Genomic DNA, 18,682 nt, shown 5'->3' with positions numbered 1-18,682 from the left:
CCCTTTGCCGTGCCAGATGCAGAAGCTCCAGGGCACTCGCCACTGTCCGATGACCAGATACAGCATGACTAGATGCATGACTAGATGCAACCCCCGTTTGCCATTGAGTACCCGCACCCAGGGGTCAGTCTGCACCGTTGCACTGTCGTCTCCAACCTCCGATGGTAAACTCGTTGCCAGGTGAGCAAACTTGCCACACTTGGGCAGCGTCGTCAGGTCAAGGATCACTTTTAACGTGGTCATGCCGGGAGGCAGGTGCCGCAAAACTTGGTTGAGCATCGCGCGGCGCGTGGCGCGAATCACTCCTACCGTTGACCAGTCGTAGCGATTGAGAAAGCGACTCAAGGCACTCGCGGATTTGCTGGTGCAGTGGGCAGGGATGGCTTGTCCTTGGGCTTGTAGAAACAGTCCGAGCAGCGCTTCGAGACTGCTGCGCTGATGAGGACTAGGCATCAATCCGAGCAAGGTATAGACTAGCGATTGGGCGTACTCAAAGATGGTTTCCATAACCGTCAAACCAAATTACTTCTACGCCCTTTCTTTCAGATTTTCAGCCGTTTGGCAACCCCTTCTTGAGAATGGTGCAAGATCTGAGTTACCCTTTTTAGACAACCATCCAAATCATCAGACAGCATTGCTGCCGTAAATCCATACTGGGGAAGAATATATCGACGGAGAGTAGTCTTTAGGTTGTCCGCGAGTCGGCTATTTGCTTTGCAATCGTCCGACTGTAAGAAGAGTTGGTAGATCTCTAAGACAGTCTCAGGCTTCATGAATCATTTGCAATACAAAAATACTTTTCTAGTATACACGAACTAGCGCTTGTAGGTTGTGCAAATTCAAGTCCAAGCGTAGAGAAGTCCTCATCTTCCACGTCAGTTGTAACGGCTAAAGAATTTAAGGCTAAGGAGATTCCTGTGTTGGGGACGGTTAGCCAACAAACCAATGACGAAGTGGCGATTGCACAAATCGTGTTAGCTGCTGGTCGAGGAGGTAAAGTAACCGGAATCCCCAAAACTTCCTCCGCAGGTGTTACACCTAACCCGATCGCAGTTTTACAAGGTTTCATCCCTGAAGGTGCCGATGTTTGCAACTTACCTTACTCAGCGTTGGTTCAAGCGATGTATGAAACTTGCTTCAGCGAAGGGATGAGCCACATTGATATTGCCAACCTTATCGGCTACAAAGGCGACGAGACTGAGAAAACCGGGAATTCAGTCACTTACGCTTGGAAGACCACCAAAGCAGGCATGATGAGTGCAACATTTGTAAGTGACAAACTAACCGCAAAAGCGCAGCAAGGGCTGAAATAGGACATCCCACCGGGCGGAGCCGCCTCGTTTGAGACGACATTCTATCAATCGGGTAGCCACTTAGTGGTAGAGAATATCGCTCCTTGACCCGTAGAGCAAAGTTTTGATGGTCATGATTAGCCACCCTTGGCGAAAGCTGGGGGCTTTCTTTTATCTAGCTGCCGCCGTTGCCGTCATAGCGGGTCTGTAAATGACTGAGAATATCGCGTACGGTCGAGCGAAACTCAGCCCGATCGACTTCTAATTGTCTGTCCTGTCGATCAAGTCTCTCAGTTGTCTCGTCATGCAGTGCTAGCAATACGTCTATTTGTCGCTGGGTGATGTCTTGCCGTCGATCGAGTTCCTCAAAGCGCTGCTGATAGGTTTCGTCTCGGCTGGCTAGATTTGCCAGAATTGCCTCAATGCGATCGAGCCTATCGGGTGGGTTAGTCATCATAAATTGGCTTATCAATGTGTGATCAAATTCTAAACCCCGCTAGATTATCTCTGGCAAGGCTTTTGTTTGTAATCGACTGGCTCAATGCTGTCTTCGTGGAGAATGAGATGCTCTAACTGCGAAACAGTCGGCTGTATAACGTTTCGTGTGCCATGCTTGCCAGTGATAAACCCCAACCGCAGCTACTCAGATCGTCGTCTTGCAGCGTCAACACTTCTTGAGTGGCTCGATCGAACGCCTCACCCAACTCCAACAACAGCCGCTGCCCTGCCGTTTGCCCTAACGGAATCAGCTTAATTCCTGCACTAATCAGATTCGTCGCCCAACTGTGGAAATATCCCAAAGTGGCAGATTGTTCGTCGATTTGCCAACGAGCGGCGATCGTGCCAAAGGCGATCGCAAAGTTACACTCTTCCTGCAACAGCAGTGGGGTGAATTCATCCGCTTGTAAGTCTTGAAATAATCGCAGCAGCGATCGTCCCATTTGCCAGCTTTGTGATCGTAACTCCTCGGTTTCTCGCGTTGCTGATAACCAGTGATTCCAGTCAGTCAAAGCAGAAAAATCTTCAACAATCGTCGATCGATAAGCGCGAATCATCACAGCCGCTTCAACACGCACGGCTCCATAGCGTAGTTCTTGCCTGAGCCAGTGTTCTAGACTAGACGCGCTCGTGATCTTGGCGGCATCGACCAGAGATTCAACGCCCTCAGAATAGCTATAAGCCCCGATCGGCAGCGTCGGGCTGGCAAGCTGTAATAACTTCAGCAATGCAGAATTAGTGAGCATGTCCATAAGCACCGATTTCAGGCTGAAATGGGGCAACTTCTTCAGTCACAGTCAGCCCGCGATGGTGGAGCAAATCTTGCAGCACCGGATCAGGTGAAAGGCGCAAATAAGTCTCCGTGATTTCGAGCGAAACGTGACGGTTTCCGAGATGATAGGCGACTTGCAGCAACTCGATCGCACTCTCAGCCGTAACGGTAAGCACAGGTTCGGGTTTAGCGCGCACTTGGGCAAGTTCACCTGATTCGGCTCGTAGCCGATCGCCCTCTCGCAGCGTTGTACCTCTAGGAAGATGCAAATAGATCGCCTGCCCGTCATCAGTTTGAAAGGGGTGGCGCGATCGCGATCGTTCTTCTGCCGTCAGCGATAGTGTGTATTGAACTGGGTTACGATCGCCCGTCAAAAGACGTTGAGTAAACGTTAGAGTCACTGCTTTCATCAAAAGGTTAATCCAGTCTGAGTCAAATTCTACAGTTCAAAATAACTTTTTTGAAAGGTCAATCAATTTTGTAAGATTGCTCTAAGTCCCCAAAGAAAGATAGGCACTTTTTAATTGTAATGATTCTAATCAATTTTTCTATTGTCGCTGCAATTCATCTTTCTAATATCCAAGAATCATTGCAAAGTTTACTGAAATGGATTCAAGATTTTGGTTCAGCGAGTGCAGCCATATTCATCGGCACTTATCTCTTACTAACCGTGCTTTTGATTCCAGGAAGTGTTTTAACTTTAGGTGCAGGCGTTGTCTTTGGTGCTATTTGGGGTTCTCTCTACGCGTTCATTGGTGCGACACTTGGTGCAACGGCTGCATTTCTGATTGGACGTTATTTTGCTCGTGACTGGATTTCTAAAAAGATTGAAGGCAATGCTAAATTTAAAGCGATCGATGAAACCGTTGCCAAAGAAGGATTGAAAATTGTTTTTCTAACTCGTCTATCGCCAGCGTTTCCGTTTGTTCTATTAAACTATGCGTTTAGCGTTACAGATGTTTCGCTTCGAGATTACGTGTTGGGTTGTACAGGCATGATTCCTGGAACAATTCTGTATGTTTATATCGGTTCTCTTGCGGGTAGTTTAGCCACTATTGACGCATCAGCCCCATCCGCTCAATCGGCTCAATTGGCGCTGCGATCGGTCGGGCTGATTGCCACCGTTGCAGTTACCCTTTACCTGACTCGCATTGCCCGAAAAGCTTTAGCCAGTGAAGATGACTAGGAGCGAGATCGTATCTGATCAATTGCATCTAAATAACTAGGAATCGCCTCTCCTGCGTCTTGACAAGCCGCCCGATCGACCGAGATCATGTCATCTCCAAAAAAAACTTTATCCAGGGCGATGGTCTTTCCTTTATCGGGTTTCCAGTCAGGGCTGATTAATCGGCGATCGGCATCCACTACGGCTCCATCAAACAGATGCCCAATGCAAAAATAGACATCCTGCAACACGAGAGGCACTGAGGGGCGGTGTAGTTGTCCGCGAGAGTTGGCACTGCGGGCTTTATATTGCGATCGTGGAAACAGTCCATACAAATTCTTGAGCGAGGCAGAAATTAGCGGTTTATCTTTCAAGATGGTTCGCTTAAACGTTCCCACTGTAATCCGACAGTCCACTTTTTGCAGCAGCGCAGGTGCCCACATTTTGTCAAAGCGCACCGGGACTGGAGAACGATTGGGATATTCTACGATCGGCAGTGTGTCAGCATCTAGAAGCTGCATTCCTTCATCTAGCAGTGCATAAAGTCCATTTCGTGCCGCGATGTCAGCCAAACTAACCGGAGAGCAAACCCCCTCCACGATTAAAATCTCAGCCTTAGAACTGGCTTGACGCAACGCTTTCAGAACCTGACCCAAGACTTCCATGCTCACCGTCACTGGCGGCGCAACCGGATAGCCCAAATTGGGTTTAACAAGAATGCGACGGGCACCGTAAGCAGATGCGGGAGGTTGATAAACGAACGATCGTGCCGAAGTCGTGTGAACCATTCCAGTCGTTTGAATTGACATCATTAAAACCAATGTGCGTAGGGGCATGGCACTGCCGTGCCCATTGCTGTTGCAAGTCACCAACATTATTTAATTAGCGTTTCTAAAGAAATAAGCTTCCCGATCGGCAATTCACCAATCAGAAAGCTTAAAACATCTGCTCTATAAAAGGGCAGTTAGATTCAAATTACTACGCAGCAGCCTGACGCTCTTTCGCTGCCTTGATCACCTCTTCCGCAATGTTACTGGGGCAAGGTGAATAGTGCGAAAACGACATTGAGAACTGTCCACGCCCAGAGGTCATGGTTCGCAGGTCGCCAATGTAGCCAAACATCTCGCTCAACGGCACATCTGCTTTGAGGCGCGCCCCGGTCTGCCCCGTCTCCTGAGCTTTCATCATTCCCCGGCGACGATTAAGATCGCCAATGACATCCCCCATATAGTCGTCTGGGGTAAACACATCGACATTCATAATCGGTTCGAGCAATTGAGGGCCCGCTTGCGGAATAGACTGCCGATAAGCAGCTTTAGCCGCGATCTCAAACGCCATCGCCGACGAGTCAACCGGGTGAAATCCCCCCTCTAGCAGCGTGAACTTCAGATCCATGCAGGGGAACCCAGCCAACACGCCTTTGTCGATACAGCTTTCAAAGCCTTTTTCGACGGCGGGCCAATATTCTCTGGGTACAGAGCCACCCGTCACCTTTGACTCAAACTGGAAGCCGCTGCCGGGTTCGCCCGGTTCAACCACATAGCTGATCTTGGCATATTGACCCGAACCACCCGACTGCTTCTTGTGAATGTAGTCGTCTTCGAGGCGCTTGGTAATCGACTCGCGGTAGGCAACTTGGGGTTCGCCCACTTCTACTTCGACTCCGTGAGTGCGCTTCAAAATGTCTACTTTGATGTCGAGGTGGAGTTCGCCCATGCCCTTGAGAATGGTTTCGCCGCTCTCTAGATCGGTCATCATGTGGAACGATGGATCTTCTTGCACCATTTTGGTCAAGGCAGCCCCCATCTTCTCTTCGCCGCCTTTGGTTTTGGGCTTAACCGAAATTGAGATCACGGGGTCTGGGAAAACCATCGGCTCCAGCGTCGCCGGATTTTTGGGATCGCAAATCGTATGCCCAGTGCGGACATTCTTCATACCCACGATCGCAATAATGTCACCCGCTTGAGCCGAGTCAATCTCTTCGCGAGAATTGGCGTGCATTTCCACCAGGCGACTGATCCGCTCGGTTTTGCCCGTTGCCGTGTTAAGCACGGTGTCACCCTTCGAGATCTTGCCAGAATAGAGGCGCGTGAAAGTCAGCGCACCAAAGCGATCGTCCATAATCTTAAACGCAAGCGCCCGGAGCGGCTTCTCTGGATCAACGAGAGCAAAGTTGCCCGTCGCGTGTCCTTCGAGATCGACTTCTGGCTGCGGGGTCACTTCCATGGGGTTGGGCAGATAGTCAACCACAGCGTCTAGCACCAACTGTACGCCCTTGTTTTTAAACGACGAACCGCAGTAGGTCGGGAAAAAGGCTAGGTCGCGGGTGCCTTTACGAATGCACCGCTTAAGCGAGTCGATATCTAGCTCTTCGCCCTCTAGATACTGTTCCATGAGGGCATCGTCTTGCTCGACCGCTAGCTCAATGAGCTGCTCACGATAGCTTTCGACTTCAGCGACCATATCAGCAGGCACCTCGGTGATCTGATAGCTCATCGGATCGCCAGAGTCATCCCAGATCCAGGCTTTGCGGGTCAGCAGATCGACTACGCCGCGAAACTTTTCTTCAACGCCGATCGGCAGCACCATCACCATCGGTTTTGCGCCCAGCACTTTATCAACTTGCTTGACGACCCGATAAAAATCGGCACCCGTGCGATCGAGCTTATTGATATAGACGAGGCGAGCAACTTTAGAATCGTTGGCATAGCGCCAGTTGGTTTCAGATTGTGGCTCGACCCCACCCGAACCGCAGAACACCCCAATGCCACCGTCAAGCACCTTGAGAGAACGGTAGACCTCAATGGTGAAATCGACGTGACCGGGAGTGTCAATAATATTGAGTTGGTGGTCATTCCAAAAGCAGGTCGTTGCCGCAGACTGAATCGTGATGCCGCGCTCTTGCTCTTGCGCCATGAAGTCTGTGGTTGCCGCGCCTTCGTGCACCTCACCGATTTTGTGGATCTTACCAGTCAGCTTCAGAATTCTTTCGGTAGTGGTTGTTTTGCCAGCATCGACGTGAGCGAAGATGCCGATATTTCGATAGCGAGTGAGGTCTTTCATGATTGCTCTTTAGATTAAACGCGATAAACCGGGAGTAAGCTCCTGCAAAAGTCATTCAGAAGCACTCGATGTTGCTTTTATAACAAGTACAGGCTGAATTTCAATGATGTCAACCATTAAGGACTTCTCTTTCCTGGCTCTAGCTCTATTACTTATTGTAAAGTGTGAAGGGTAAACTGTGGAGGATAAAGAGTCTACGGAGATCGAGAGGGTGGTCTAGAATTTAAGCGTGAGTCGTTACCGTTCTTTCTATGACTGATTTGCCAGCATCTCCTACAGAATTTCTCACGCCTGACGAATGTGCTGAGGTTGATAAAGCTCTGCTGACTTCACGCGATCGCTTCTCAGTCAGAGTTGCGATCTATGCGCTGCGATCGCTCAAGCAGGTCGCGCAACAATCCAACCAAGCGATTGCTGATTTAGATCCCCAACAAATCGCCGATTGGGTCGCTAACGATCCCGGTTTGCAGCAGGGGATGGATAGCAATTTTAAACCATTCTTTACGCAACTGACGATTTCGGCGATCAAGCCATTAGAGCGATCGGCAGCAGATGCCAGAGTCGCGATCGAAGATTTGACCGTGCCGCAAGTTGTGGCGTGGTTTGAAAAAGAAGCTAAACTGCGGCTTGAAAATGGGGTTTGAGAAAGGAGCGATCGCTCATCAACGCAGAGATATTCCACGTCTGCCGCCACTGCTACCCAGTTTTCTCTTGAGTATTTCTTCCATTTTCCTCAAATCCTCGTCAGTTTGAGGAAATGGATAGGTTGGGCTGTTTGGATTTCCCGTTTTAATTAGAGCTTCGATCGCTGCATCATCCTCTCTATGAGCTAAAACATAGGCTCTCAGCTCTTGCCGAGTCATTTTGCTAAAGTTGGGCTTCGTCATTGTTAAATCTCCACTGACTAAAACTCCGCGACTATTATCGTAAAACTTCCGTCGCTTGTTGCTCGGACAGGAACGACCAAGATAAGCAGCGGCAGAGGATTTTTGCAACCTCACCAATATCTCTTGCCCGTCCGCTTCATCGACTTGTTATGCTACGATCTCATATTAAAGATGCAAGTTATAGTGATTTTCTGATGTAGAGGCTGTAAATGTAGCCTCTTTTTCTGTCAGACAAAATAATAGGATGCCAACCCTCGCTTCTTGCTATTGCTAATCGCTGTTGATCTGAAAGATAAGTAAAGATTTGGATATCTGTTTGCACAGTAGTACCATATGGAAGTTGCTCAATCACTTCAGCTTCTAAACTTGGGCTTACCCGTACATTGACCAGTTCTCCGACAATCATCACTCTGTTTTGAGACTGTCTTTGATTGGTTCTACGATTTTCAGCCGCAACGATTTCCTGAATTAATGTAGGGTCGCAGTCTTCAATAGTTGAACGTAACTCTTTAACTCTTTTGTACAAAAGTATAACTTGTGATTGAAATTCAGTTTTAGAGTTTTCTTCCTTAGTTAATGACTCAACTAAATCTGAAAGACTAGGAATACCTAACAGACGTTTAAGATTTTCCTTCAAACACTGTCTCAATTTAGCTTCCACTTCTGGTGGTAATTCATCCACATAACGGTTATCTGTACTTCTTGGACGGGGATCCGGAGAAGACTGTACTCGATCTGGCTGTAATCTTTTAGTTGGGGAGAATGAGGAAAAAAAGTCCTCGACTAGTGATAAATTCCCAAGCAGAGACATACTTATCGCTGCTAGAGCAATTAATCCAATCGGCGGTTTAGAAGATTCTGCTCCTTGAGAGGGAGTTCCGGTAGCAATAACATCTTTTAGCCCGATCGTTACTTCGAGAGTATTTTTATCACCCGTCAAACTGTGAGAAGAAGGGTTAGGTGAAAGAAACTTGAAGCCATCAGGAGCAGTAAACGTGACAGTGTATTTGCCTGCTGGCAAATTATAAAACTTGTGGCTACCAGGAGCATTTATGATAGCACTGGTGATTTCTTTGCCTGCCTCATTTTTTAGAGTGACTTTGACTGGAATTGCGCCACTTGGCATGGTGCTAACCTGTCTGGTTCAAGAAACAGCTTCTAAGAACTTGCTGCTGAGTCCTAGTAAATACCTCTTCAATATAGCAGCCTGAAACTGGGGAATTAGGCAGAACGTCATGCAGTCACATAATATCTCTGGTTCAAGAAATTAATGGCGGGGCTTTAAGAAATCTTCATCATGACTGGAGTCATCCTCACCGGACAAGCGGGATAAATCGCGACTCCCTCAAAACTCAGCATTTCAAAAAGCAAAAAACTCCTGTAGAATACATCGCAGTGATGAAGTTGTGCCCCGAAATCTGATTTGCGAGATCAGACTCCGAGGACTTCCATCCCTAGTTAATGTGAGTAACTTAGGAGGCGTTCATGATTGTACACCGTCGGCTTTGCTATGGGATCTTGAAAGGCTGGAATCAAGATCCTGCAACCATTTTTCACCCCTGTGGAATGTCTGAGAAATCAGTGTTCTTGTCCTCTCTAAACTAACTGAGAGGACAAAATAATATGGGAGTTAGGACTGTGATTCCTAGCTCGATTTCGTTCACCGTTGAGTTGCGTTGCTCAACCGAAAGACGTTATCGGGTTAGTGTGACTTTGGATTTGCAGGAGCGTTATCTCTTTATGTCGTCTGGCATTATCTTGGATGTAAGCGATCGCATTGAAGAGTTTGTTTCACAACTGAGTGAGATCGCGTCAAATCAACTGGCGTTGCTCAAATGGGATGGCACGAGTGACTTGACGACTGAATATCAGATTGTTCGAGTTTTACCTGGCTATCAGGTTGAACGATCGCTCGCGAAGTTCAACATTGTTCTGGGGAATGGTTCACTAATTCAAGTGGAGGAGTTGCACAACAAAATCACCATTCAACTCTAGAAAATTGGGCATTAGGGAGCCATCGATTATTGAATTCTTCATAGTCATGCGGCTCCCTCACCGCGCAAAAGGACTTTCTGCCTAACGTTCCCAATCACCCACCGCAGACAACCTTGAACATCCCACCGATCGCCTCTTGACGATCGAGTGCATTGGGGTTGTTATGCGGCTGGCGCTTGCTCTGAGTTTGACTCTACTTTGTGAGCTTCTGCATAAATTCGTAGTGCCGCAGCCATTTTCTTTTCATAATCCTCGCCCTGAGCCTGAAACCAGGCTAGCGTGCTGGGATCTACTTGAACCAGAACATTCAATGGCGCTACGGGTTTCCACCACCGCGACTTGCTGAAAAACTCCTCAGTTAATGGAGGAATATCAGAGGTATCAATTTCTTCCTCTGTGAGTGAGTCAACCTTCTCCCAATTCGTCTTTGAGGTATTGTTCATAGCATTTTCGTTCATAAGGCAGAGCTTTGCGAAGTGAAATAATACGGATTGTTTGCTCGTTCGGTTCTGTAAAAACTACAACCACAAAACGCCCGTCAAGTATCCCGATTCCAACCCATCGATCCTCCCCATAGTCTTGCCGCTCATCTAGAGAAACACGGAGTGGTAGTCTGAAAACTCTAGGTGCGTCTGCAAAATCAAGTTCATGCTTTGCAACGTTTGCTTGGTTCTTTTGCTGATCCCACTCGAATTTCATGCCTTGATTTTATCGGATTTTTATAGACTAGGCTGGACGTTTATTGCTGCACTCAATTTTTGATGCGATCGCCCCACTTTTTCACGTTACGATCTATGAAGTGCTAACCTGCCCACATAACTGCTTTCACCTAAAATCGCATGAGTCTGCTTACCCTTCGATCGATTAAAAAAGACTTCGGCATTAAAGAACTGCTGAAAGATGCCAGCTTCACCGTTGAAGAAGGCGATAAGGTGGGGCTGATTGGCACCAACGGCTCTGGCAAATCAACCCTGCTCAAAATGATCGCTGGATTGGAGTCGATCGACGCGGGTCAACGCCTCGTCAATCCGAGTATGCGACTCGTTTATTTGCCGCAGCAGCCCGAAATTGACGAAGACCACACGGTGCTTGAGCAAGTGTTTGCCGATAGCGGCGAACAGATGGCACTGGTGCGTGAATATGAAGAGCTTTCTGACAAGTTAGCTCACGGGCAAGGCGACCGAAACCAAATCATGGCGCGGTTCTCTGAAGTGTCTGAAAAAATGGACTCGACCGGAGCCTGGGAACTCGAAACCAACGCCAAAATTATTCTCACCGAGCTAGGCATTGACGACCTGACCGCCCGAATTGGCGATCTCTCAGGCGGCTATCGCAAGCGAATTGCCCTGGCGACGGCGCTGCTGTCTCAACCCGATATGCTGCTGATGGACGAGCCGACTAACCATTTGGATGCGCTGTCGGTGGAATGGCTGCAAAGTTATCTCAATCGCTATCGGGGTGCGTTGCTTTTGATCACCCACGATCGCTACTTTCTCGATCGCGTCACCAATCGCATTTTAGAAATCGATCGCGGCGATCTCTATGCTTACTCTGGTAACTATTCCTACTATCTAGAGAAAAAAGCGCTGGCTGAAGAATCGGCTGCCAGCACTCAACGCAAACATCAGGGCGTATTGCGTCGCGAATTAGAGTGGCTGAGTCGAGGGCCTAAAGCGCGAAGCACAAAACAAAAAGCGCGGATCGATAGAGTTCACGAAATGCGCGATCGCGAATTTAAACAGGCAAACGGCAAGGTTGATATCGCTACGGCAGGTCGTCGAATTGGTAAGAAAGTGATTGAGATGACTAATGTCTCAAAATCGTTCGGCGATCAGACTCTGATCAAAGATTTCACTTACGAATTTAGCCCTGACGATCGAGTGGGAATCATTGGCGCAAACGGTGCCGGAAAATCGACGTTAATGAATTTGGTAACAGCAAGGTTAACACCCGACTCTGGCACCGTAGACATCGGCAGCACCATTCACATCGGCTATTTTGATCAACACTCAGATGATTTGCTCAACTCGCTCAATCAAGACCAGCGAGTGATCGACTATCTCAAAGAAACGGCAGAATTGGTGACGCTAGCAGACGGGACGGTGATCACCGCCTCTCAGATGCTAGAGAAATTCTTATTCCCCGGCAGTCAGCAATATTCGCCCATTCACAAACTGTCTGGAGGCGAAAAGCGGCGATTATTCTTACTACAAGTCTTGTTAAGTGCACCCAACGTTTTGATTTTAGACGAGCCGACCAACGATCTCGATGTGCAAACGCTGGCAATCTTAGAAGAATATCTAGAAGACTTTAACGGCTGTGTGATTGTGGTGTCACACGATCGCTACTTTCTCGATCGCACCGTCGATACCATTTTCTCGCTCGAACCGGGTGGCAACATTCGCAAATATCCTGGCAACTACTCGGTTTATCTAGATTACAAAAAAGCAGAAGAAGACGCGGGAAAAATAGACGCAGCGAGTCAGAAATCTGCCAAACAAATCGATCAGCCTGCGGTAGCAACGGCACCCACTAAAGCTCGAAAGCTTTCTTATAAAGAGAAGCGCGAGTTTGAAACGTTGGAAGCTCAAATTCCGCAAATGGAAGCTGAAAAAGCCGACATTGAGAAAACCCTGCATCGCAATCCGCCCGATGGCTTCTCGGCGGTAGAAAAACTTTCGGCGCGTATGGCAGAGCTAGAACACACGATCGAGACAGCGACCGATCGCTGGCTAGAACTGGCGGAACTGGCAGCCGAATAAAGCTCACCTAAACGCTGTTAGGGACTTGCAAGTGATTAAACTCAGCAGGCAGGTCGCCCTACCTGCTGGTCTTCAGAACCGGACGTGCAAGATTTCCCTGCATCCGGCTCCTCAATGACGTGTTGCTTGTCATGCAAGCCTTTCCTGCTGTCCTGGGCAGTTTTAACGTCGTGACAATGCCGATGGAGTAACTGAAGGTTTTTGTAGTCATCCGTACCACCTTGGGAGCGGGGGATGATAGGGTCGGCTTCGAGCAGATCTCCATCCTTGAAGAACAATCCGCAGTGTGTGCATCTTCCTTTTTGCTTCTTTAGGAGCATTGCATCTCACCGCCTCATTGACTACACCACCGCAAGAAAGACGTGAGTAACTGGAACCGTCCACTCATTAAAGTCAAACGACTTCATGGGATAAGGTTGATAGATTCCGCCATACAAGCCCTGTCTAGCCGTTAAACAAACTTGAGTGCCGTTGCACCATTTCACCCAATACACTCGTCCCATGAACCGCACAACACGACCTGAATAATAGATTTCTTGGGCGGTCGGTTTCGCGCCAACCGCTAAAGGAGGAGCGCTGAGAGATGTCCGACTTACTGATTTTGGATAAGTAGCAACCATTGGATAAGTCCTCAAAAATATGAATCCAGCATCACGAGATTGTGATGCTGGACGGAGATTAATTAGTTGAGACTCTTGTCAGCCTCCTTCTGAACCTCCTCCTATTTCTCGATTTGCTCGTCTGCCTCTTCGGGAGTGGCTTCTCGCTTTCCGCCGTCTTCCTCAACCACAAACTTGTTGGTTTCGGGGTCAATATAAACCTGAGAATCTCTGGGATCTGGCATGATGTATTTGCTCCTAGTTCGGTATGTGCGGACTTTGGAGAAGTCGTCTTGATAGAGTGGTGAACTCACTCGTCAAGGCGCACCTCTTGATTATAATCATACTATACACACTGATAGAGTGCAAATGGATTATAAGCCACGCTCAAGAGGAGTTTCACGTCTCTACGCTCATTTGATTTTAAGCACCAAATACCGCTACAAGGTCATTACTCCCACCATGCTGGAAAGGCTTAAAGAGATTGTGGCTGACTTGTGCCAAAAGTGGCAGTGCGAATTATTGGAATGCAACGGTGAACCCAATCATCTACATATCGTGTTCCGATACTTTCCACAGATGCAGTTGAGCAAATTCGTCAACAATCTTAAAAGTGTTTCCAGTCGCAGAATTAGGCAGGAGTTTGAGGCGCAGGTAGATGCTGTCTACTGGAAGGATGTGTTTTGGAGTGAATCTTACTCTATTGATTCTTGCGGTAACACCCCTCTAGAAATCCTTAGAAAGTATGTGCAGAACCAAAGCGGCCGCTAGTCTCAGCCCCGTCGAGGCGCTCAGTGCTGAAGGAGGGTTTCCCTCCGTAGGCAACTGAGTAAGACGGGCATCGTCTAGCGCGGGGAGTCCCTGTATCCCGACGCTGATACTACGCATACAGCGCGGGGCTGATCGCTCCCCGAACCCCTCACGGGCTAAGTACAGATACCGTCTTGCAAGTCAAGAGGTTTGAATGGGATAGTTGAATCATCTCTGATGCTCTTCTTCATCCAAAATTGAGCACAAAGAACTCAGGAAGCGGCACGATCGTGCGTCCTGACTCTGATCAAATTCTCCTTTTGTCTCAGCGTCCTTATAGGGTGTTGGGAACACTCCGCGAACAAATTTTGTACTCGAATACTACGATCGAGGTCGAAAAAGCACAGCTAGATCAAGTGTTGGAATGGTGAATTTAGTAGATCTTGCCAAACGATTTGGAGGCTTTGACACCCAACAAGATTGGGCAGACATTCTAATCGTTGGGTGAACAACAGCGCCTCACCTTTGCTCGACTGTTTCTCAACAAACCGAACTACGCAATTTTAGACGAAGCCACCAGTGCCCTAGACATCCAAAATGGGGAGCGGCTCTATCAGCAGTTGCAGGCGAGCAACACCACTTTTTTGAGTGTGGGTCATCGATCGACGTTAGCCAACTATCATGCAGTGGTGTTAGAGTTTTCTCAAGACAAATCTTGGCAGTTGAAATCAGATTAACATCGCTGTTGCTAGACGAACCGTTTTCAGCCCTCGACACGTTTTTGCGAAGTCAGATAGAGCAGCCGCGATCGCTGCCGTGGTCTGTAAAGATCGAAACTTGTTTTATTGCAATTCATTTTGGATTGTTCTTTGTGAATTCCTGTTGTTTTTAGTTAAAACTCCAGTTAGTATCTAGCATCACAGTCTTGCGTCTTGGCTTTGGCAATAGTATCCGGTATACGAAGCTGAGTCTGAAGATTTTACAGTTTTGACTAGAAGCAGCAGGCAGGAGTCGCGAATGGATGACCTCAAGGTTGTGATCATTGGAGCAGGAATGGGCGGTCTGGCAACCGGAATCGCGCTGCGTCAAGTGGGCTATCACGTTGAAATCTACGATCGAGTCAGCGAGTTACGTCCCGCTGGTGCTGGCATTTCTCTCTGGTCAAATGGGGTTAAGGTGCTGAATCGAATGGGCCTGGGCAAAGCGATCGCCCAAATCGGCGGACAGATGGATCGCATGCAATATCACAGCCACACTGGGGAATTGCTCACCGATGTCAGTCTAGATCCGCTCGTGCAAAAAGTTGGGCAGCGCCCTTACCCAGTGGCTCGAACTGATCTGCAAACGATGCTGCTGCATGAGTTTGGGGCTGAAAACGTGCAGCTTAACTGCAAGTGTGTTGAGATTGAGCAAACTGAAACGGGTGTGACTGCCCGATTTGAAAACGGACGCACGGCAACAGGCGATCTGTTGATTGGGGCAGACGGAACGCACTCGATCGTGCGTGATCGAGTTTTAGGGCACCCGACCGATCGCCACTATGTCGGCTACGTCAACTGGAACGGACTTGTGCCTATCAGCCCAGATTTGGCTCCGGCCAATAGCTGGGCGATCTATGTGGGCGAACACAAACGCGCCTCGTTGATGCCCGTAGGTGATGGGCGGTTTTATTTCTTTTTTGATGTGCCGCTTCCCAAGGGGTCTGTAAGCACTCCAGACCACTATCGAGAGGAGTTGATGAGCTTTTTTAAGGGCTGGGCTGCCCCGGTGCAAACGCTGATTGAGCGACTCGACCCGTTAAGAACTAATCGGGTTGAGATTCACGACATTGAGCCACTAGAGCGGTTTGTCAAAGGTCGTGTGGCGCTGCTGGGCGATGCGGCTCACAGCACGGCTCCTGATCTGGGGCAGGGAGGCTGTCAGGCGATCGAGGATGCCGAGGTGTTAACGCGCTATTTGCATTCAACCACGCTGGGCGTTGAAGATGCGCTCAAGCGCTATGAGTCAGAACGTCTGGGTCGAACCGCAGATATTGTGCTGAGGGCGCGGAAGCGATCGCACATGACGCACGGTAAAGACCCAGAAAAAACGCAGCAGTGGTATGAACAACTCAAACACGAGGATGGGAGTGATATCATCAATGCGATTTCTAATACAATCTTAGCGGGGCCACTACACTAATAATGGGAGATTAAATAATATCTATTACTTGCAACACTAATGGGCCCGGCAGTGCCATGCCCTTGCAATTGACGATCTTAAGAGAAGTTACAATGGGAAAACTCACGACTCATGTTTTAGATACCGCAAATGGCTGTCCAGCGAATGATTTGACGATCGAGCTTTTTGCAATCGATTCTGCATCACAAAAAATACTGCTAAAAACGATCGTCACCAATGCTGACGGACGCACTGATTTGCCGTTGCTTGCAGATGCCGAATTAAAGGTCGGCGTTTATGAACTCGTGTTTTCAGTCGGAGCTTATTTCGCACGATTTGAGAGCGATCTTATGGAAGTGCCGTTTCTCGATCGGGTTCCCATTCAGTTCGGAGTTTCAGATTCGACGGCTCATTATCATGTACCCTTGCTGGCATCGCCTTGGGCTTACAGCACTTATCGAGGCAGTTGAATGGTTTACTCGATCGCGCAACTTAACCCGATGAGTCAAACAGAATTTGTTGAACGATTGGGTGCTGTCTTTGAGGAAACGCCCACGATCGCCCATCAAGTTTGGCACCAACGCCCGTTTGCTGACGTGAATGATCTGCACCAAAAAATGACTGCGATCGTCAACGATATGAGTCAGGCTGAACAACTGGCGCTGATTCGCGCTCACCCTGATTTGGGCGCTAAAGCAAAAATGGCAGAGGCTTCTGTGCAGGAGCAGTCAGGAATCGGCTTAGATCGGTTGACAGCTCAAGACTATGCTCGATTCCAATTTCTCAATCAGGCTTATAAAGATAAGTTTGGGTTTCCGTTTATCGTTGCGGTTAAAAATCACACCAAGTCCAGCATTTTAGATGCGTTTGATCAACGATTAAAAAATTCATTGTCAACAGAAATCACCCAAGCGTTGTCAGAAATTTTGACGATCGCTCATTTTCGGTTGAGCAGTTTGATCGAGTCACCCGTGTAGTAGTCTACGATAAAGAAAGTATTCTTCGCTACAAATAGCAATATTTGTGGCTTTTATACTGCATTTAATAGGCATGAAACAAGGACAGCGCGTGAGTTACCGTCAAGATTCCTCCGATCGTCAAGGCGTTAGTCGCCGCAAGTTTATTCAATATGGCTCACTCGCATTGGGAAGCGGGATTGTTGCTGCCTGCTCTCAGGGAGGCGAGTCTTCAACCAACAATTCTCCGGCAGCATTGCCCGTCTCTAGTGCTGGCAAGCTCGATAAAGTCACCATGAGTACCAATTGGTTTGCTGAAGCCGAACATGGGGGCTTTTATCAAGCAGTTGCCAAAGGCATTTATAAAGACCACGGGCTAGACGTGACGCTCAAAATGGGAGGGCCTCAAGTCAACGGCACTCAGCTTTTGATGGGCGGCGCGATCGACTTCTTTATGGGCTATGGAGCCGATGCGATCGTCTCGATCGAGTCGGGCATTCCTAAGATCACAGTCGCGGCCGTGTTTCAGAAAGACCCGCAGGTGTTGATTGCTCACCCCAATGTCGGGGTCAAAGACTTGGCTGATCTTAAGGGCAAGCCAATTCTCATGTCTGCTCAGGCATACACCACCTACTGGCCTTATCTAAAGTCAAAATTTGGCTTTACTGACGACCAGAAGCGCACCTACAACTTTAACCCTGGGCTCTTTTTAGCGGATCAGAATGTGGCTCAACAGGGTTATGTTTCGTCTGAACCCAACGTGATCAAGAAAGTCGGAAAAATCGACCCAGTGGTGTTCTTGCTGGCAGATTCTGGCTATGCGCCTTATGCGACCACGATCGAGGCTAAAAAAGAGCTTGTTGATAAAAATCCTGATCTGGTGCAGCGATTTGTCGATGCGTCGATTAAAGGCTGGTATAGCTACCTTAAAGATCCCGCTCCAGGCGATGCGTTGATTAAAAAAGACAACCCTGAAATGACAGACGATCAGCTTGCTTACGCCCGATCGACGTTTGACAAATATCAGATTGTGAATGGCGGAGACGCAGGGACAAAAGGCATCGGGGCAATGACCGACGAGCGCTGGGAGACCTTTTTTAACTCAATGGTAAGCGCAGGCGTGTTTAAACCAGGAACTGACTACAAGCAAGCCTATACGCTGAAGTTTGTCAACAAAGGGGCGCAAGCTTATCAAGCGTAGGATCGTGAATTAAGTAACCTGTAAAACTTGTGATCGTCTTCTGCCCTCCTCGCAAAGCGGGGCGAAGCCCTCCCCAACCCTTCCCCCAAGGGAGCTAGAATTCTTGTTTCCTCTCCCCAAGGAGAGGGCTAAGGTGAGGGCAAGAAGCGGCACTTTAATTAAATCCACGTTTCTTAGTGACAATACTTCGGACAAAATTTGAGCAGGTTTTGAGCCTTGAACCCTGGTTTAACCGTGGACAGAATCTTTTTATCAAAGTTAGGGGCGAAGCTAATTTTGATAAAGTAGCTTGATACAGAAACTGTACATCCAGAAACTGTACGTCCTACGTCCAATACATTGAATCCTTGCTTCTTGAGCGTGGAAATGTAGCCCCGAATGCGACCAAACATTTGCGCCCCTTCGACCGAGCGAAATCCACCGGATATCTTCTGCTTCAATTTCATCATCCGCAAGTCCCGCTCCGCTTGATTGTTATCAAAGGGAACGCGGAAATCATGCATGAATTGGTGCTGTTGTAGACGGTCGAGTAAGTTTTTGGCGGGCGATTGCTTCGGTCGTCCGCGCGATTTTGCACCATCA

25 protein-coding genes and 2 pseudogenes are annotated in these 18,682 nt (G+C 48.3%); 12 read left to right on the top strand and 15 right to left on the bottom strand.

Annotated features, from left to right (window positions below):
* Both C7B65_RS25315 and C7B65_RS25310 read right to left on the bottom strand, forming a co-directional pair.
* Positions 1-507, bottom strand: a pseudogene (locus C7B65_RS25315) (hypothetical protein); the annotation flags it as partial.
* A 35-nt stretch (positions 508-542) separates the two neighbouring features.
* Positions 543-773: a hypothetical protein gene (locus C7B65_RS25310; protein WP_073075113.1), complete on the bottom strand. Its 231-nt coding sequence runs from the start codon at positions 771-773 to the stop codon at positions 543-545.
* Between the two features lie 144 nt (positions 774-917).
* On the opposite strand from C7B65_RS25310, the gene C7B65_RS25305 reads away from it, so the two are divergent.
* Positions 918-1,313: a hypothetical protein gene (locus tag C7B65_RS25305; RefSeq protein WP_073075114.1), complete on the top strand. Its 396-nt coding sequence runs from the start codon at positions 918-920 to the stop codon at positions 1,311-1,313.
* A 154-nt stretch (positions 1,314-1,467) separates the two neighbouring features.
* Here the strand turns inward: C7B65_RS25305 and C7B65_RS25300 are convergent, their stop codons facing one another.
* The 3 genes from C7B65_RS25300 to ureE form a co-directional block, all read right to left on the bottom strand.
* Positions 1,468-1,749, bottom strand: a complete 282-nt coding sequence (locus C7B65_RS25300; protein ID WP_106254220.1) for a hypothetical protein — start codon at positions 1,747-1,749, stop codon at positions 1,468-1,470.
* A 112-nt stretch (positions 1,750-1,861) separates the two neighbouring features.
* The gene (locus C7B65_RS25295; protein ID WP_073075116.1) at positions 1,862-2,542 is read right to left on the bottom strand and encodes an urease accessory protein UreF; all 681 of its coding nucleotides are present in this window, start codon (positions 2,540-2,542) and stop codon (positions 1,862-1,864) included.
* Positions 2,526-2,972, bottom strand: coding sequence for an urease accessory protein UreE (gene ureE, locus C7B65_RS25290; RefSeq protein WP_073075117.1), 447 nt, complete (start codon positions 2,970-2,972; stop codon positions 2,526-2,528). The genes C7B65_RS25295 and ureE overlap by 17 nt, the downstream gene beginning before the upstream one ends.
* 119 nt (positions 2,973-3,091) lie before the next feature.
* Between ureE and C7B65_RS25285 the strand changes: the two genes are divergently transcribed.
* A complete protein-coding gene (locus tag C7B65_RS25285) occupies positions 3,092-3,748 on the top strand; it encodes a TVP38/TMEM64 family protein (protein WP_083583250.1) in 657 nt (218 codons plus the stop codon).
* Here the strand turns inward: C7B65_RS25285 and C7B65_RS25280 are convergent.
* Together C7B65_RS25280 and fusA are read right to left on the bottom strand one after the other, a co-directional pair.
* Entirely contained in the window at positions 3,745-4,563 is an 819-nt protein-coding gene (locus C7B65_RS25280; RefSeq protein ID WP_223257518.1) for a DUF362 domain-containing protein, read from the bottom strand. The genes C7B65_RS25285 and C7B65_RS25280 overlap by 4 nt on opposite strands.
* Before the next feature lie 142 nt (positions 4,564-4,705).
* Entirely contained in the window at positions 4,706-6,790 is a 2,085-nt protein-coding gene (gene fusA, locus C7B65_RS25275; RefSeq protein WP_181314503.1) for an elongation factor G, read from the bottom strand.
* A 251-nt stretch (positions 6,791-7,041) separates the two neighbouring features.
* Here fusA and C7B65_RS25270 point away from each other — a divergent pair, with 251 nt between their 5' ends.
* Positions 7,042-7,434: a hypothetical protein gene (locus C7B65_RS25270; protein WP_073075120.1), complete on the top strand. Its 393-nt coding sequence runs from the start codon at positions 7,042-7,044 to the stop codon at positions 7,432-7,434.
* Between the two features lie 18 nt (positions 7,435-7,452).
* On the opposite strand, the gene C7B65_RS25265 is transcribed toward C7B65_RS25270, so the two are convergent.
* On the bottom strand, positions 7,453-7,677 hold the full coding sequence (locus tag C7B65_RS25265; protein ID WP_073075121.1) for a DUF6887 family protein: 225 nt from the start codon (positions 7,675-7,677) through the stop codon (positions 7,453-7,455).
* A 178-nt stretch (positions 7,678-7,855) separates the two neighbouring features.
* The gene (locus C7B65_RS25260) at positions 7,856-8,803 is read right to left on the bottom strand and encodes an SdrD B-like domain-containing protein (protein ID WP_073075122.1); all 948 of its coding nucleotides are present in this window, start codon (positions 8,801-8,803) and stop codon (positions 7,856-7,858) included.
* Positions 8,804-9,300: 497 nt separating this feature from the next.
* On the opposite strand from C7B65_RS25260, the gene C7B65_RS25255 reads away from it, so the two are divergent.
* Positions 9,301-9,672: a hypothetical protein gene (locus tag C7B65_RS25255; RefSeq protein WP_073075123.1), complete on the top strand. Its 372-nt coding sequence runs from the start codon at positions 9,301-9,303 to the stop codon at positions 9,670-9,672.
* Positions 9,673-9,833: 161 nt separating this feature from the next.
* Here the strand turns inward: C7B65_RS25255 and C7B65_RS25250 are convergent, their stop codons facing one another.
* Complete coding sequence (locus tag C7B65_RS25250; protein WP_073075124.1) at positions 9,834-10,130, bottom strand: BrnA antitoxin family protein; 297 nt, start codon at positions 10,128-10,130, stop codon at positions 9,834-9,836.
* The gene (locus C7B65_RS29755; protein ID WP_073075125.1) at positions 10,078-10,371 is read right to left on the bottom strand and encodes a BrnT family toxin; all 294 of its coding nucleotides are present in this window, start codon (positions 10,369-10,371) and stop codon (positions 10,078-10,080) included. The genes C7B65_RS25250 and C7B65_RS29755 overlap by 53 nt, the downstream gene beginning before the upstream one ends.
* A gap of 140 nt (positions 10,372-10,511) precedes the next feature.
* Between C7B65_RS29755 and C7B65_RS25240 the strand changes: the two genes are divergently transcribed.
* Entirely contained in the window at positions 10,512-12,434 is a 1,923-nt protein-coding gene (locus tag C7B65_RS25240; RefSeq protein ID WP_073075126.1) for an ABC-F family ATP-binding cassette domain-containing protein, read from the top strand.
* A 41-nt stretch (positions 12,435-12,475) separates the two neighbouring features.
* Here C7B65_RS25240 and C7B65_RS25235 read toward each other — a convergent pair whose 3' ends face one another.
* From C7B65_RS25235 to C7B65_RS28575, 3 genes are all read right to left on the bottom strand, one after another.
* Positions 12,476-12,754, bottom strand: a complete 279-nt coding sequence (locus C7B65_RS25235) for an HNH endonuclease (protein ID WP_083583252.1) — start codon at positions 12,752-12,754, stop codon at positions 12,476-12,478.
* Positions 12,755-12,775: 21 nt separating this feature from the next.
* Entirely contained in the window at positions 12,776-13,054 is a 279-nt protein-coding gene (locus tag C7B65_RS25230; RefSeq protein ID WP_073075127.1) for a hypothetical protein, read from the bottom strand.
* Positions 13,055-13,155: 101 nt separating this feature from the next.
* Positions 13,156-13,278, bottom strand: coding sequence for a S1 family peptidase (locus C7B65_RS28575; protein WP_143162120.1), 123 nt, complete (start codon positions 13,276-13,278; stop codon positions 13,156-13,158).
* A gap of 124 nt (positions 13,279-13,402) precedes the next feature.
* Between C7B65_RS28575 and tnpA the strand changes: the two genes are divergently transcribed.
* The 7 genes from tnpA (at position 13,403) to C7B65_RS25200 (ending at position 18,100) form a co-directional block, all read left to right on the top strand.
* A complete protein-coding gene (gene tnpA, locus C7B65_RS25225) occupies positions 13,403-13,804 on the top strand; it encodes an IS200/IS605 family transposase (RefSeq protein WP_073075128.1) in 402 nt (133 codons plus the stop codon).
* A 236-nt stretch (positions 13,805-14,040) separates the two neighbouring features.
* Positions 14,041-14,214, top strand: a complete 174-nt coding sequence (locus C7B65_RS28570; RefSeq protein ID WP_219898735.1) for a hypothetical protein — start codon at positions 14,041-14,043, stop codon at positions 14,212-14,214.
* Positions 14,215-14,283: 69 nt separating this feature from the next.
* Positions 14,284-14,520: a hypothetical protein gene (locus tag C7B65_RS28565; RefSeq protein ID WP_219898734.1), complete on the top strand. Its 237-nt coding sequence runs from the start codon at positions 14,284-14,286 to the stop codon at positions 14,518-14,520.
* Between the two features lie 280 nt (positions 14,521-14,800).
* On the top strand, positions 14,801-15,964 hold the full coding sequence (hpxO, locus tag C7B65_RS25215; protein WP_073075129.1) for an FAD-dependent urate hydroxylase HpxO: 1,164 nt from the start codon (positions 14,801-14,803) through the stop codon (positions 15,962-15,964).
* 92 nt (positions 15,965-16,056) lie between these two features.
* Positions 16,057-16,413 (top strand): hydroxyisourate hydrolase, encoded by a 357-nt coding sequence (gene uraH / locus C7B65_RS25210; RefSeq protein WP_073075130.1) that lies wholly within the window; start codon positions 16,057-16,059, stop codon positions 16,411-16,413.
* Entirely contained in the window at positions 16,414-16,920 is a 507-nt protein-coding gene (gene uraD, locus C7B65_RS25205; RefSeq protein WP_073075131.1) for a 2-oxo-4-hydroxy-4-carboxy-5-ureidoimidazoline decarboxylase, read from the top strand.
* A gap of 73 nt (positions 16,921-16,993) precedes the next feature.
* Positions 16,994-18,100, top strand: a complete 1,107-nt coding sequence (locus C7B65_RS25200) for an ABC transporter substrate-binding protein (protein ID WP_073075132.1) — start codon at positions 16,994-16,996, stop codon at positions 18,098-18,100.
* Positions 18,101-18,429: 329 nt separating this feature from the next.
* Here C7B65_RS25200 and C7B65_RS25195 read toward each other — a convergent pair.
* Positions 18,430-18,682: pseudogene (locus C7B65_RS25195) on the bottom strand (IS66 family transposase); the annotation flags it as partial.

It is taken from the genome of Phormidesmis priestleyi ULC007 (genome assembly GCF_003003695.1).
GTDB lineage: Bacteria > Cyanobacteriota > Cyanobacteriia > Leptolyngbyales > Leptolyngbyaceae > Phormidesmis_A > Phormidesmis_A priestleyi_A.
Note: the sequence above shows the minus strand (reverse complement) of the source record. Positions and strands in the feature narration are given on the sequence as shown.